The 14,614-nt window shown below is 57.1% G+C and carries 14 protein-coding genes; 6 read left to right on the forward strand and 8 right to left on the reverse strand.

The annotated features are described in order from the left end of the window. Window positions 1–8: 8 nt before the first annotated feature. From ompL to yihU, 7 genes are all read right to left on the reverse strand, one after another. Window positions 9–695, reverse strand: coding sequence for a porin OmpL (gene ompL, locus H2Z33_RS08120; RefSeq protein ID WP_003861929.1), 687 nt, complete (start codon window positions 693–695; stop codon window positions 9–11). Between the two features lie 74 nt (window positions 696–769). After that, complete coding sequence (locus H2Z33_RS08125) at window positions 770–2,194, reverse strand: MFS transporter (RefSeq protein WP_063136175.1); 1,425 nt, start codon at window positions 2,192–2,194, stop codon at window positions 770–772. 43 nt (window positions 2,195–2,237) lie between these two features. Then, window positions 2,238–3,620, reverse strand: coding sequence for an MFS transporter (locus tag H2Z33_RS08130; RefSeq protein ID WP_003861932.1), 1,383 nt, complete (start codon window positions 3,618–3,620; stop codon window positions 2,238–2,240). A 45-nt stretch (window positions 3,621–3,665) separates the two neighbouring features. After that, the gene (locus tag H2Z33_RS08135) at window positions 3,666–5,690 is read right to left on the reverse strand and encodes an alpha-glucosidase (protein ID WP_063135438.1); all 2,025 of its coding nucleotides are present in this window, start codon (window positions 5,688–5,690) and stop codon (window positions 3,666–3,668) included. Window positions 5,691–5,706: 16 nt separating this feature from the next. Further along, window positions 5,707–6,948 (reverse strand): sulfoquinovose isomerase, encoded by a 1,242-nt coding sequence (gene yihS, locus H2Z33_RS08140; protein WP_063135439.1) that lies wholly within the window; start codon window positions 6,946–6,948, stop codon window positions 5,707–5,709. A 14-nt stretch (window positions 6,949–6,962) separates the two neighbouring features. Then, window positions 6,963–7,838, reverse strand: a complete 876-nt coding sequence (yihT, locus tag H2Z33_RS08145; protein WP_015569905.1) for a sulfofructosephosphate aldolase — start codon at window positions 7,836–7,838, stop codon at window positions 6,963–6,965. A gap of 17 nt (window positions 7,839–7,855) precedes the next feature. Next, a complete protein-coding gene (yihU, locus tag H2Z33_RS08150) occupies window positions 7,856–8,746 on the reverse strand; it encodes a sulfolactaldehyde 3-reductase (RefSeq protein ID WP_063135440.1) in 891 nt (296 codons plus the stop codon). A gap of 155 nt (window positions 8,747–8,901) precedes the next feature. On the opposite strand from yihU, the gene H2Z33_RS08155 reads away from it, so the two are divergent. The 6 genes from H2Z33_RS08155 (at window position 8,902) to fabY (ending at window position 13,646) form a co-directional block, all read left to right on the forward strand. Continuing rightward, window positions 8,902–9,798, forward strand: coding sequence for a sugar kinase (locus H2Z33_RS08155; RefSeq protein WP_026080563.1), 897 nt, complete (start codon window positions 8,902–8,904; stop codon window positions 9,796–9,798). Between the two features lie 34 nt (window positions 9,799–9,832). Next, on the forward strand, window positions 9,833–10,633 hold the full coding sequence (locus H2Z33_RS08160; RefSeq protein WP_003861944.1) for a DeoR/GlpR family DNA-binding transcription regulator: 801 nt from the start codon (window positions 9,833–9,835) through the stop codon (window positions 10,631–10,633). 118 nt (window positions 10,634–10,751) lie between these two features. Continuing rightward, on the forward strand, window positions 10,752–11,351 hold the full coding sequence (gene yihX, locus H2Z33_RS08165; protein WP_017694048.1) for a glucose-1-phosphatase: 600 nt from the start codon (window positions 10,752–10,754) through the stop codon (window positions 11,349–11,351). Further along, window positions 11,345–12,226, forward strand: a complete 882-nt coding sequence (locus H2Z33_RS08170; RefSeq protein WP_048973924.1) for a virulence factor BrkB family protein — start codon at window positions 11,345–11,347, stop codon at window positions 12,224–12,226. Before yihX ends, H2Z33_RS08170 begins: the two co-directional genes overlap by 7 nt. Further along, window positions 12,223–12,660 carry a D-aminoacyl-tRNA deacylase gene (dtd, locus tag H2Z33_RS08175; protein ID WP_063135442.1) on the forward strand — a complete coding sequence of 146 codons (438 nt, stop codon included), beginning with the start codon at window positions 12,223–12,225 and terminating at the stop codon, window positions 12,658–12,660. Before H2Z33_RS08170 ends, dtd begins: the two co-directional genes overlap by 4 nt. 44 nt (window positions 12,661–12,704) lie before the next feature. Continuing rightward, window positions 12,705–13,646 carry a fatty acid biosynthesis protein FabY gene (gene fabY, locus H2Z33_RS08180; RefSeq protein ID WP_015569910.1) on the forward strand — a complete coding sequence of 314 codons (942 nt, stop codon included), beginning with the start codon at window positions 12,705–12,707 and terminating at the stop codon, window positions 13,644–13,646. Window positions 13,647–13,654: 8 nt separating this feature from the next. Here the strand turns inward: fabY and H2Z33_RS08185 are convergent, their stop codons facing one another. Continuing rightward, window positions 13,655–14,575, reverse strand: coding sequence for an alpha/beta hydrolase (locus H2Z33_RS08185; RefSeq protein WP_045142559.1), 921 nt, complete (start codon window positions 14,573–14,575; stop codon window positions 13,655–13,657). Window positions 14,576–14,614: the final 39 nt, after the last annotated feature.

The following is a 14,614-nucleotide window of genomic DNA, read 5'->3' on the forward strand; positions in this document are numbered from 1 at the left end:
TTTTTTTATTAGAACGAATACCGCAACCCTAAACGGATCCGGTACTGCTCGCGGTTATAATCATTCCATCGGTCCAGCCACTGTAGCTCAAGATATGGCAGCCAGTTTCTGTCGATCTTATAGCTGAATTTATTGGTAATTTCCCAGTGATGGTCTTTGCCATTTTTGCTGTGGTAATCATTCACCCGCTGGAAAAAGTGCGGCTCAAAGGTGTAGAAAAACGCATCCGTCACTTTGAAATTCCAGTAGTTGGCAAATTCATGTGTGTCGTTCTTATCCATCTGCCCGTTATAGTCCGGCGTATCGTAATTGTTATGGTTATAGCGATAGCGGAACGTCAGATTAAACCAGTCCGTAAATTTATAGTTAGTATCTAAATAAACCGCGCCACCTGATCCTGCGCTGCTGTCATTAATCAAGCCGCCGGGCTGGAAGGTCAGTTTGTCGGTCGGTTTGAAGAGTGGATACCACCCCTCAATTTCGTTATAGCTGTGCTTCAGTTCGTCCCATTTCCCCACGTTATAAGCGTTGGTGAACATCAGTCCCGCGCCCATATCGAAGTTATAGCCCGCACGCAGGATCACTTCGTGCAGCTCAGAGGCGGTGTTGTAGGCTTCGCGCGTTTCGACATAGGCCCCGGCAAAAACCGGGCAGGACACAGACGACACGATCAGTACGGTGATGATTCTTTTCATAATTTGTCCATGTATCAGGTACAGAAAGGCCTCCCTCCTGATAAACAGGAAGGACATACTGGCCGGATTTATTGTTATAAAGTGACTGCTGACGCTTTATTGTTGGTGGTTATCTCAGGGGTATTTGCTGTCTGTTTTTTCCGTTTTCCAATCTCCTCGATAATAAAGGCGAAGCGCGCTTCGTTGAGTTTATAAAACAGCCCCATGGTCACGGCGGCAACGATCGCCAGGCCGCACGGCCAGAGGAAAATAAGCTGGCGCAACCCAAGCAGCGTGCCTGCGCTCTGCACGGCATGGGGAATGTAGCCAATCTGGGTCAGCATAATCCCGGGCAGGAAACCGGCGAGCGCGGCGGAGATTTTGCGCGAGAAGGTGTAGCCGGTATACACCGACCCTTCGGCACGAATGCCGGTTTTCCACTCGCCGTAATCAACCGTATCCGGCACCAGCGCCCAGTTCAGGCTGTTCACAAACGCCGTGCCGAAGAAGGCCATGCAGGAAAACAGCACGAACAGCAGGGAGCTGGTTCCCCAGAAGAAGTTCAGCACGTCGCCCACTGCCCATAGCGTCAGCCCGCCCAGATAGACCGGCTTCTTGCCAAAGCGCTTCACCGCGCCAGGCACCAGAAACACGCCAATCAGAATGCAACCCATGCTGAAAAAGCCCATCCACGACAGGAGATGCAGATCGTTCAGCACGTACTGGGTGTAATAGACCTGAATCGCCAGCTTGATGTTAAACGCGGCGAGGGTACACAGGTTAGCGATGCACAGCACCAGCAGCGGCGGATTGCGGAAAATCGCGCAGAACGATTTCAGAATGCCGGGCTTATGGTGATCGGGCGTAAGCTCGACGTAGCGCTCTTTCACCCCGCTGTAGCACCACCACATGCAGAACAGTCCCCCGGTGACGAATACCAGCGCGGCCACCAGATAGCCGAGTGAGGGCTGGCTGACGAACAGCGCCTGAATCGGCATAAAGCCGACAGTGCAGAGCAACAGTCCTACCGTTGCGCCGCCCTGACGCCACGCCGCAAGCTGCGCGCGCTCGTTCGGGTTTTTGGTGATGGCCGGAACCATTGCACCGTAGGCGCAGTTCATCAGGCTGTAGCAGAGGCCAAACAACATGAAGAGCACGGTGGCGAGGGCCGTTTTCACCGTCAGGCTAAAGTCGTTGGCCATAAACTGCGCCGTGGCCACCAGCGCCACCGGAACGGAGGCGTAGAGAATGAATGGCCGGAATTTACCCCGCGCGCCGATATTACGCCGGGAGTCCAGCAGCACCCCGGTCAGCATGTCGGTAAACGCGGTAAAGAACTTGGCGACCAGAAAAATGATGCCGCCGTAGAACGCGGGCATGCCCAGCTCGTCCGTGTAAAACTTCAGCAGATACAGCGTGCCAATACACAGCATCAGGTTCGAGCCAAAATCACCCATCCCGTAGGCGCACTTCTCTCGCAGGCTCAATTTCAGGGTTAACGGATCAGTATTATGTGTCATGGTCGATCCTCAAAGCGCCCCGCAGGGCGCTCAATCACGTCATTTATGCCGTACGTTTGCGCAGCTCAATTTCTTCCACGATGCGCACATACATCTTCTCGTTAAGGTTGTAGAAGCAGCCCATCGCCACGATGGTGATGACTGCCAGCAGACTCGGATAGATAAATATCAGCTGCCGTAGCCCTTCAACCGTGCCGGCGGATTGCACCACGTTGGGCACATAGCCGATCTGCGTGAGCATGATCCCCGGGAAGAAGCCCGCCAGCGCCTGCGATACCTTACGGAAGAAGGTAAAGCCGGTGTAGACCGTCCCCTCGGAGCGTACGCCGGTGCGCCACTCGCCGTATTCCACGGTATCGGACACCAGCGCCCAGTTCAGGCTGTTCACGAACGCGGAGCCGAAGAACGCCAGGCAGGAGAACGCCACGAAGCTCACCGAGCCGCCGCCGAAGAAGTAGTTAAGCAGATCGCCCGCCACCCAAATCATCAGCCCGCTGATGTAGACCTTTTTCTTACCGAAGCGCCGCACCGCGCCGGGCATCATAAAGACGCCGATAAAAATACAGCCCATGCTGAAGAAGCCCATGTACGACAGCAGGATCGGGTCGTTCAGTACGTACTGCGTGTAGTAGACCTGAATGGCGAGCTTAACGTTAAAGGCGCCCAGCGTGCACAGGTTAGCGATGCACAGGATAAACAGCGGACGGTTCCCGGCGATGGCGCGAAACGACTGCAACAGCCCCGGTTTCTGCGCCGGGTTAGCAGGCTGCGTCTCGACGTAACGCTCGGTTACGCCTTTATAGCACCACCACATAAAGAACAACCCGAACAGCGAGAAGAGGGTGGCGGCAAAGATGTAGCCAAGCTGGTCGTTGCCCTCAATCAGGTTCATCACCGGGACAAAGCCCACCGTACAGAGCAGCAGACCCAGCGTGGCGCCGCCCTGGCGCCAGGCGGCCAGCGAAGCACGCTCGTCCGGGTTTTTGGTAATGGCGGGCACCATCGCGCCGTAGGAGCAGTTCATCATGCTGAAGAACAGGCCGTACAGCATGAACAGCACCGTCGCCATCACCGTTTTACCGGTAATTTCAAACGGTGTGCCGACGAAGTTAGCTATCGCCAGCAACGTTACCGGGAAGGCTGCATACAGCACGAAGGGGCGGAATTTCCCTTTCGGGCCGATCTTGCGCCGGGAATCGAGCATGATCCCGGTGCCCATGTCGGTGAAGGCGGTAAAAAACTTCGCAATCAGGAAGATAATCCCGCCGTAGGTGCCAGGCAACCCCAGCACGTCGGTGTAGAACTTCAGCAGATACAGCGTGCCGATATCAAGCAGGATGTTAGAGCCGAGATCGCCCATCCCGTAGGCGAGTTTTTCTTTAAACGGCAGGCGCAGGGTTGCCGGATCAGAAGTATGTTGACTCATTATTGTTCTCCGTCTGCCCGCAGGTTTCCCCGCGGGCGAGCCTTATCAGATATGACGTAAGGTGCTAAACAGATCTGCCCATTCGCTGTGCTGGCGATAGAAGACCGGCGGTTTGCCGAGCGGGGCATCAACGGTGATGTCACCGCCCTGGCAGGTTTCCCCGGTCCACGCATTGACCCAGGTGTCCTGCGGCAGATAGAGCGACCAGTCGCGGCGTCCCTCTTCATGAACCGGCGCCACCAGCAGATCGCGGCCAAACAGGTACTGGTATTTCAGCGTGTAGGCGCGCGCGTCGTCCTCGTAGTGCAGGAACAGCGGGCGCATCACCGGTAGGCCGCTCTTCGCGTTCTGCGCTACCGCAGCTTTGATGTACGGCTTCAGAGTGGTGAAGACGGTGGTCATGCGCGCGAAGTGGGCGATAGTTTCCGCGTCGCCATCGAACTGCCAGTTATCGCCAGGGCGGTTGCCCTCGTGGGTACGCATCATCGGCGTAAAGGCGCTGAAGTCGCACCAGCGCAGCAGCAGCTCTTTGCTGCGCTTCATCTCGAAGAGGGTCGTATAGCCGCCAATGTCGCTGTGGTGCAGCCCGTGCCCGGTCATCGCCAGCGACAGCGCCGCCGGTACGACGGACGCCAGACCATCGTCCAGGCTCCAGTCGACGTTCTGATCCCCCGCCCACATCATCACCGAGTGCTTCTGGCTGCCGGTGTAGCCCGCGCGCATGAAGAACAGGATCTCCCCGAGCTTGCCGGTCTCCTCCAGCGCTTCGTAGTTACATTTCGCCCACAGGGCAGGCCAGGCGTTATGCATGATCTCCGCGCTCACGCCGTTGTGCAGGAAGGTATCGGTCGGCAGATATTCCCCGAAATCGGCCATCCAGCCGCCGCAGCCCAGTTCGATCAGGTTCTTTTTGATCACCTCTTTGTACCAGCGGTAGGCTTCCGGGTTGGTCAGGTCGATAACGCCCGCGTAGAACTCGCCGAATTCAACGTGGTAATCCTTGCCGTCGGCATCTTTGGTCAGATAGCCGCGCTTCGACGCCTCTTCGCAGAGATCTTTATCGCTGGCGACGTACGGGTTGATATAGGAGAGGAACTGCACACCTTCCTCTTTCCACTGCGCAATCCGCTCATCAAGCTGCGGATAGAGCGTGCTGTTCCACTTCCAGTTCCACATTACGCGTTTGCCGAAGGAGGTCATGCGGATGCCGGACCAGTCCTGCGCCCAGATGCCGTTCACCTTCACGCCGCCCTTGCGCATGGCGTCGAGCTTCTGCTGACACACCTCGGTGCCGCCCTGAATACCCAGCGTCACGCCATCGTAAACCCAGTCCGGCAGTTCAGGCTGACGCCCCAGCAGGCCGGTCAGTTTTTCCAGCAGATCGACGTAGGTTTCTGCGCATTCGAAGCGCAGCGTGGCGTTATCTTCCCAGAACGCCAGCTCGTGGAAGTCCGGCGCGCTGAAGTCGAAGTTCATATAACAGCTGTTATCCATGTGGCAGTAGTACTTCTGGGTGCTCACGAAGGTAGGCTGTGGGAAGAAGGTCCAGTAGTAATCGCCGCCCGCGTTCTCTTTGCAGTCGGCCTGCCAGGTGACGTAGGTCTGCTTGTTGCGGCCCACGCCCTGCTCGCTGGTCCACAGCGGGAACGGCTTGCCGCGCAGATCGAAATACGAGAACTGCTCGCCGCAGCCGTAGATATGATCGTCAGGCTGAGCCGCCAGCCGCAGCCAGATGCGGTTATGGCTGGCGGCGTCATTTTTCAGCTTCAGCTCCAGACGGCCCTCACCATCCACGCCCACCAGCAGCGTCGCGCTCACCGCGTCGCCGCGGGTAAAGCGGATTGCCCAGCCCGCGCTTTGCTGCGTGACGGTCGCGTTCGTCAGGGCAATCTTTTCGTTAAGCTTGTCTTTGATGCTGAAATTGCCGCGAAACATCTCGATATCCGCTTCGCCTGCACCGATCCACAGGCAGGGGGCATCCGCAGAGTGGGATAAAATCAGACGGTCCTGCCAGCGCAGGGTGAAACCACTTTCGTTATTTTTCAGGTCAATATTGTGTAGGGTACGCATAAAAACTCCGTCTTTATTATTTGGCCAGGCTATCCAGTAATCCGGCGGCGACGGCAGGGGCTAAGCCCGGCGCCAGCGGCAGGCGGGGGATCACCAGGCAGTGCAGCAGGTGGTAAATATCCTGCTTGCCGTCCCAGACTTTGGTGGTCACTTCGTTATTGGTGTCCAGCTCCTGCCACCATGAACCGTTTTCGTAATCCATCAGGTACTTGATGCAGTAATCCCACCATTTCTGATACCAGGCTTCGTACTGCGCCTCGCCGGTGACGGTGTAGAGCGCGTAAGCCGTGCCCATCGCCTCGACGATTGGCCAGCGCACGCGTTCGCGCACGATAGGCTTGCCGTCCCAGCCCACGGAGTAGACAAAGCCGTCCGCCCCGTCGGGTGCCCAGGCGTCGCGAATAGTGGCGTGAAACAGGCCTTTCGCATCTTCCAGCAGCCACTCCGGCGGGGTTTCAAAGCGGGCTTCCAGCGCGGCACGCAGGTGCAGCATCAGGCGGCCCCACTCGATCCAGTGCCCCGGCGTGCCGCCGTAGGCGCGGAAGCGGTGGGCAGGGTTATCGATGTTGTAATCGCGGATCGGGTTCCAGCTGGTGTCGAAATGCTCGTTAACGCGGTACTCCCCTTTGCGCGCCACGTCGTGAATAATCACCGAGGCGATACGCAAGGCGCGGTCGAGCCATTTCCGGTCGTGGGTCACGTCATAGACGATGAGGAAGGCTTCAACGGCGTGCATATTGGCGTTACCGCCGCGATAGTCTTCCGTCTTGCTGAAGGCTTCGTCCCAGGACTCCAGGCACATCTGCTCCTGTTCGCTCCAGAAGTAGCGCTCAATCACCTCGATGGCATCGTCCAGCAGCTTGCGCGCCTCGGGGTGGCCGGTGGTGACGGCGCTCGCCGCGCCCAGCAGGACGAAGAAGTGCTGATAGCCCTGCTTGGACGCATCAATCACGCCTTCATCGTTTACGCAGGCGTACCAGCCGCCGTGCTGTTTATCGCGCAGCGGACCGTTCAGGGCATTAATGCCGTGCTCAACCAGCGCGTACGCGCCGGGGCGCCCCATGTTCGCCGCCACCGCGTAAACGTGCAGCATGCGGGCGGTGATCCATAGATGGGTGCCCATATCGCTGCGCACCTGCCCGTTATTGCCCAGCCAGCCAAAGCCGGTTGGTACGGCGGCGTTTTTGCCGAAATCGAAAATGCGGTCGGTCTCTTGTTCGAGCCAGCGGTTATGGCTCAGGGTGTTAAACCATTTCATGTTCGGGTCCTTTTTCAACGGCGAGCCATCATTTCGTCGACGATCTCACCCAGACGCTGAAGTTTTGGTACGGAAATATCACGCAGCATCAGCTCGGTGTCCGGCAGGCCAATCACCGATGACCAGACGGCGCGCCCGGCTAAAAAGCCCGATGCCCCCGCCTGCATGGCGACGCTTACGGCACGCGGGAATAACTTATCGTCCACACCGGAGGAGAGGATCACCCACGGCATGGCGATGTTCTCGTTCAGCTTCTGCGAGGCCGTCAGTAGCTCGTGCTGTGTGCCCTTACCAAACAGCGGCATTTCCACTTTGTAGAGATCGGCGCCGCTGTCGCCCAGCTCTTTGGCCGCATCGATGATCGCCTGCTCGCGGTCAAACGCGGCGCCGCGGCGCGGGGGACGCACCACCGGCTCGATAATGCTCAGCAGCCCGTTGTCGTGGCACAGCGTATTGAACGCTTTCACCATTTCCAGGCGCTGCTGCGGATCTTCATCGCTGCGCCACAGCACTAGCAGCTTCAGCGCCTTACCGCCATCGCGTTTGACCGCCTGCGCGTCAACGTTCTTGTCGATCACCACGCTGTCGACCGGAATGCCGTTCCCCGGGATAAACTCGTCGGCGGCGACAATCATTGCGCAGCTTTTGGCCACGGCCTGCTGCTCGACAATCTGGCGGTAGCAGAACTGCTGGTCGACGAGGATCGCAGAGGCGTACGGCGACAGAATTTTCGCCGCATTGACCTTGAAATCCGTCAGGTGCTGGTCGGTTACCGGCACCGGCGCGCCTGCGGCAGCAAACATCAGGCGCATCGCTTCGCGCTGATCCACGGCCAGCATCGCAAAACCGCCGGAAGGTCGGGTGATATCTTTCAGGGTGTACATCGTCATTCCTCAGTCCTTTCGTATCAGTGTGTTTTTTTCAGCCCGGCAGATGCGCGAACCTGTTCAAGAATGGCTGTCCAGTCTTCGCGCCCGCGCCCGGCGGCGCGTGCCTGGTTGTAAACTTCGCGGGACGCCGCGCCCAGCGGCATCGGAACGTGGAGCTGGTTGGCCACGTCGAGGGCGATCCCCAGATCCTTATGCGCAAGGTCGATCATGAAGGCGGGTGAAAGATCCCCTTTCAGCACCTTGTTCGGCCAGGATGTCGTGAAGTGGCCTTTACCCGCCGGCGTGCCGCTCATCACCTTGAGCGCCACGTCAAAGGAGAGGCCGAGCGCTTCGCACAGCACGGCCGCCTCTGCCGACAGGGCGTTCAGGGCGATGCTCATGTAGTTATTGATGAGCTTCACGCGGATGCCCATTCCCGGCCCGCCGGCGTTAATCATTTCATTGCCCATCGCCATTAAAACGGGGGTGGCGCGCTCAACCTGCTGCGCCGTACCGCCCGCCAGCAGGAGCAGCGTACCGGCGATGGCATGATCAGAGGTGCGTCCGACGGGCACGTCCATCAGGCTGAAGCCTTGCTCAGCCATGTCGCGGATCAGTGCGTCGGTTTGCAGCGGGTGAATGGTGGACATATCAATGACCAGCGCGTCGCGGGATAACCCTTCGCATACGCCGTGCTCGCCGAACAGCACGCTGCGCACCAGGTCGCCGTTTGGCAGCATGGTAATGACGAATTCGGCCTCCGTTACGGCCTGCGCTGGCGTTCCCGCCGCCCGGGCGCCGCTCTCTACCAGCGCCTGAACCGCCTGCGGGTTCACATCAAAAACGTTAAGCTGGTGGCCCTGTTTCAACAGATTCTTCGCCATGGGCGCGCCCATCTGTCCTAAGCCGATAAATGCGATTGCTGACATGCCTCTCTCCTGTCACATCGTGTCAATTTTTGCGCGTTTGTGGTGTCTGTTTTTGATCGTATTTGTAATTTATAGTCAAAAAATTGACACGGGTCACTTTTTAAACATTTGGTGAAATTAAAATGAAGGCATCAGAAATCGCAGAAGGAATCACCATGACTCGCATCGTTTGTGTCGGCATTACCGTGCTGGATCGCATCTGGTATCTCGATGATTTACCGAAAGAAGGTGGGAAATATGTCGCAAAAGACTATACGGAAGTGGGCGGCGGCCCGGCGGCAACGGCGGCAGTGGCAGCCGCGAAACTGGGCGCGGAAGTGGATTTTATTGGCCGGGTGGGGGACGACGATACCGGCAGACGACTGCTTGCGGAGCTGGAATCCCTGGGGGTGAACACCCGCTATACGCGCATAGTTAAGGGAGCCCGATCGTCGCAATCGGCGGTGCTGGTGGACGCAAGCGGAGAGCGCGTTATTGCCAACTACCCCAGCCCCGATCTCCCTGCGGCGGCAGACTGGCTGCATGAAATCGACTTCTCTCAGTGGGACATTGTCTTAGCCGACGTGCGCTGGCATGACGGGGCAAAACAGGCATTTACCCTGGCCCGCCAGCAGGGCGTACCGACGCTGCTGGATGCGGATGTCACCCCGCAGGACATCGCGGATCTGATTGCCTTAAGCGACCACGCGGCCTTCTCCGCGCCAGGACTGCGGCGGTTAACGCAGCTGGATGAAACCGAAAACGCGCTGAAGAAAGCACAAACGCTCACAAATGGACATGTGTATGTCACACAGGGGCGAGACGGCTGTTTCTGGCTGGAAAACGACACGCTATGTCATCAGCCTGGTTTTGAAGTGAACGTCATTGATACCACCGGGGCGGGCGACGTGTTCCACGGTGCGCTGGCGGTCAGCCTGGGGCAGAAATTACCCGCCGCAGACGCCGTGCGTTTTGCCAGCGCCGTCGCAGCACTGAAATGTACAAAGCCCGGCGGGCGCGCGGGTATACCCGACTGTGATCAAACCCGCTCTTTTTTGTCACTTTTTGTATAAAATGCGGGGCGTGATGGTTTTCAGAGGACAGCCCATGAGCCTTACCGAACTGACCGGCAACCCGCGTCACGATCAGCTGCTGACGCTGATTGCCGATCGCGGCTATATGAACATTGATGAACTGGCGCAGCTGCTGGATGTCTCCACGCAAACCGTGCGCCGGGATATCCGTAAGCTCAGCGAGCAGGGGCTGATCACCCGTCATCACGGCGGCGCGGGCAGGGCATCCAGCGTGGTCAACACGGCGTTCGAACAGCGTGAAGTCTCGCTTACCGAAGAGAAACGGGCGATTGCCGAAGCGATTGCGGACTATATTCCCGACGGTTCGACCATTTTTATCACCATCGGGACGACCGTGGAGCACGTTGCCCGGGCACTGCTTAACCATAATCATCTGCGCATCATCACTAACAGCCTGCGGGTGGCGCACATTCTTTATAAGAATCCGCGCTTTGAGGTGATGGTGCCCGGCGGTACGCTGCGCCCGCATAACGGCGGCATTATCGGTCCTGCGGCAACGGCGTTCGTGTCAGGATTTCGCGCAGATTACCTGGTCACCAGCGTCGGGGCGATAGAGCACGACGGCGCGATGATGGAATTTGACGTTAACGAAGCCAGCGTGGTGAAAACCATGATCGCTCACTCCCGTCACATTTTACTGGCGGCCGATCATACGAAATACCACGCCTCCGCGGCGGTTGAAATTGGCAACGTGGCGCAGGCGACGGCGCTGTTCACCGATGAGCTGCCCGGCCCGGCGCTGCAAAATCACCTCAAATCCAGCAAGGTTGAGGTTGTCGAAGTCAATTCCGGAGAAGAGCAGCAGGCTGGCTGAAAATCCTATGGCCCGATATTGCGATTCGGGCCTTTCCTTTCTCTAAGCTGAATCTGGCGCATAGCTAAAGTTTCTCTTTCCCGCTACAGTTACTTTTCCACGGCGAAAGGAGATAAACATGCTTTATATCTTTGACTTAGGAAATGTAATCGTCGATATCGATTTTAACCGGGTGCTGGGCGCATGGAGCGATTTTAGCCGTGTTCCGCTGGCGACGTTAAAGCAGAATTTCGCGATGGGTGAGACTTTCCATCTGCACGAGCGCGGTGAGATCAGCGATGAAGCGTTCGCAGAGCGTTTCTGTCAGGAAATGGGTCTCTCGTTAAGCTACGAGCAGTTTTCCCACGGCTGGCAGGCCATATTTGTCGCGATCCGCCCCGAAGTGATCGACATCATGCACAAGCTGCGCGAGCAGGGGCATCGTGTCGTCGTCCTGTCGAATACCAACCGCCTGCATACCACCTTCTGGCCGGATGAATACCCGGAAATCCACGCGGCGGCAGATAAGGTGTATCTCTCCCAGGAGATGGGGATGCGTAAACCTGAGGCGCGCATCTATCAGGCGGTATTGCAGGAAGAAGGATCCACGGCGGCGGATGCGGTCTTTTTTGACGACAACGCCGATAATATAGAAGGGGCTAATCAGTTAGGTATCACCTCCATTCTGGTGACCGGAAAAGAGACGATACCGAACTACTTTGCGAAGCAGTTATGCTAAAAACCGTTCATCAAAAAGCCAATCAACACACGCGCCCGCTGAGGGCGTGGCTGAAACTCCTCTGGCATCGCATTGACGAGGACAACATGACCACGCTGGCGGGCAATCTCGCTTACGTGTCCTTGCTCTCGCTGGTGCCGCTGGTGGCGGTTATTTTTGCGCTTTTTTCGGCGTTTCCGATGTTTGCCGATGTGAGCATGCAGCTTCGCCATTTTGTTTTCGCGAACTTTATTCCTGCCACCGGCGATGTGATCCAGAACTACATTGAACAGTTTGTCGCTAACTCCAGCAAGATGACGGCGGTGGGGGCATGTGGGCTTATTGTTACCGCGCTGCTGCTGATGTACTCCATCGACAGTGCGCTCAACACCATCTGGCGGAGCAAAAAAGTCCGCCCGAAGGTTTACTCCTTTGCCGTCTACTGGATGATTTTAACCCTTGGCCCATTGCTGGCGGGGGCAAGCCTGGCGATCAGTTCCTACCTTCTTTCGCTGCGCTGGGCGACCGACTTAAACAGCGTGATCGATAACGTGCTGCGTATATTCCCGCTGATTTTATCGTGGCTTTCGTTCTGGCTGCTCTACAGCGTGGTACCAACCACGCGCGTACCCAACCGGGATGCCGTGGTGGGTGCGCTGGTCGCGGCGTTGCTCTTTGAGCTGGGCAAGAAAGGATTCGCGCTTTATATCACCATGTTCCCCTCTTATCAGCTGATTTACGGCGTGCTGGCGGTGATCCCCATTTTGTTTGTCTGGGTCTACTGGACGTGGTGTATCGTCTTGCTTGGCGCCGAAATAACTGTCACTCTCGGGGTCTACCGCGAACTCAAAAAAGCAGCAGAAGCTGAAAAACAACAAGAAGCAGACCAACCATGATTGCATTGATTCAGCGTGTAACCCGTGCCAGCGTCACCGTGGCGGATGAGGTGAAGGGTGAAATTGGCCCAGGACTTTTGGTGCTCCTGGGTGTCGAAAAGGACGACGACGAACAAAAAGCCAACCGCTTGTGTGAGCGCGTACTGGGCTACCGCATTTTCAGCGATGCGGAAGGCAAGATGAACCTGAACGTTCAGCAGGCGGGCGGCAGCGTGCTGGTGGTCTCCCAGTTTACGCTGGCCGCGGATACCGAACGCGGCATGCGCCCGAGTTTTTCGAAGGGCGCGGCACCGGATCGCGCAGAAGCCCTTTACGAGTACTTTGTTGAGCGCTGTCGCCAACAGGACATGAATACACAAACCGGACGATTCGCTGCGGATATGCAGGTTTCGCTGGTGAACGATGGCCCCGTCACATTCTGGCTCCAGGTATGAGCCAACTGGCGGCATGGCCGCGGGTAACAAGAGAGAGTACAGCTATGTATCACCTTCGAGTACCGCAAACGGAAGAAGAATTAGACGCTTATTACCATTTCCGCTGGGAAATGCTGCGCAAGCCCCTGCATCAACCTAAAGGCTCTGAACGCGACGCCTGGGACGCGATGGCGCACCACCAGATGGTGGTTGATGAAGAGGGCAACCTCGTTGCCGTGGGACGTCTGTATATCAATGCCGACAACGAAGCTTCAATCCGCTTTATGGCCGTTCATCCCTCCGTGCAGGACAAAGGCCTTGGAACGCTGATGGCTATGACGCTGGAATCCGTTGCCCGTCAGGAAGGGGTCAAGCGTGTCACCTGTAGCGCCCGCGAAGATGCCGTTGAGTTCTTTGCCAAGCTTGGTTTCGTGAATCAGGGGGAAATCACCGCCCCGCAAACTACGCCGATTCGTCACTTTTTGATGATCAAACCCATCGCCACGCTGGACGATATTCTCCATCGCGCCGACTGGTGCGGGCAGCTCCAGCAGGCGTGGTATCAGCACATTCCGCTCAGTGAAAAAATGGGTGTGCGTATTCAGCAATATACCGGGCAAAAATTTATTACCACCATGCCGGAAACCGGCAACCAGAACCCGCACCATACCCTGTTTGCCGGCAGCCTGTTTTCACTCGCCACGCTCACCGGCTGGGGACTGATCTGGCTGATGCTGCGCGAACGTCATCTCGGCGGCACCATTATTCTGGCCGATGCCCATATCCGCTACAGCGCCCCGATCAGCGGCAAGCCGAGCGCGGTTGCTGACCTGGGCGCACTGGGCGGCGATCTCGACCGTCTGGCGCGTGGACGTAAAGCACGCGTACAGATGCAGGTGGAGCTGTTCGGCGATGAAACGCCAGGCGCGGTGTTTGAAGGCACCTATATCGTTCTGCCAGCGAAGCCGTATGGCGCGTATGAAGAGGGCGGGAACGAGGAGGAGTAGTCTCCTTTTCACTCTCGCCCGGCATGGTTAATGCGCCAGGCAATATCTCGCATAACGTCTCGCGCTGACTGGCTAATTCCACCCAACTGGAAGAAGCCGTGTATTACACCCCGCCATCGTTGAGCGGTACACTTCACGCCTTGCTCCGTGAGGCGCTGATAAAGCGCCTCGCCTTCGTCGCGTAACGGATCATACTCCGCGGTAACAATATGGACCTTCGGCAGACCGCTAAAGTCGTTGCGCCACAGTGGGCTGACGTCAGGATGTTGACGGTCGGCTCCAGCCAGATACATTTCATAGCCGCTCAAAAGGGTATCGCGAGTAATCACGTAATCCATGCCATTGAGGGTATAGCTTTCAAAACTGGCCGTAGCGTCGAGCATGGGGTAGATAAGAATGAGCTGCGCGGGATCCCAGAGACCTTTGGCCTTAAGCCGCAATGACGTTACCAGCGCAAGATGACCTCCCGCACTGTCTCCACAAAGTGTAATCCGGTTTTTATCCACACCTAATTGTTCTGCATTTTGCCAGACAAGATCTGCCGCTCTCTCTGCATCGTCATGCGCAGCGGGGAAAGTATGCTCGGGTGCGAGTCTGTACTGAACCGCAATGACCCGGCAGTTACCGTAAAACGCCAGTTGGCGAAGCTGATTATCATGGGTTTCAAACCCACCGCTGACAAAACAACCGCCATGATAGTAGAGGGCACAAGGTAACATTTCAGGGGCATTGAAAGGCGAAAAGACCCGAAAGGTCATATTCTCAAGAACAAGCGTTTCAACCTGGATACGCGTTTCTGTTTCCCCGGCCAGCGCTGTGCTGGCGACATACCCGCTTCTCCGGTCATCAATACTCTGCTTTCGCGAGGAAGGTCGTCCTGCGGCAATAAACTCCTGTACCAGCTTATCAATACCCTTTTCCAGTGCCATGATTACGTCCTTTTACTGTGTTTTTATACAGTTTATGGC

The organism is Enterobacter sp. YSU, from assembly GCF_016082135.1.
Lineage (GTDB): Bacteria > Pseudomonadota > Gammaproteobacteria > Enterobacterales > Enterobacteriaceae > Enterobacter > Enterobacter hormaechei_C.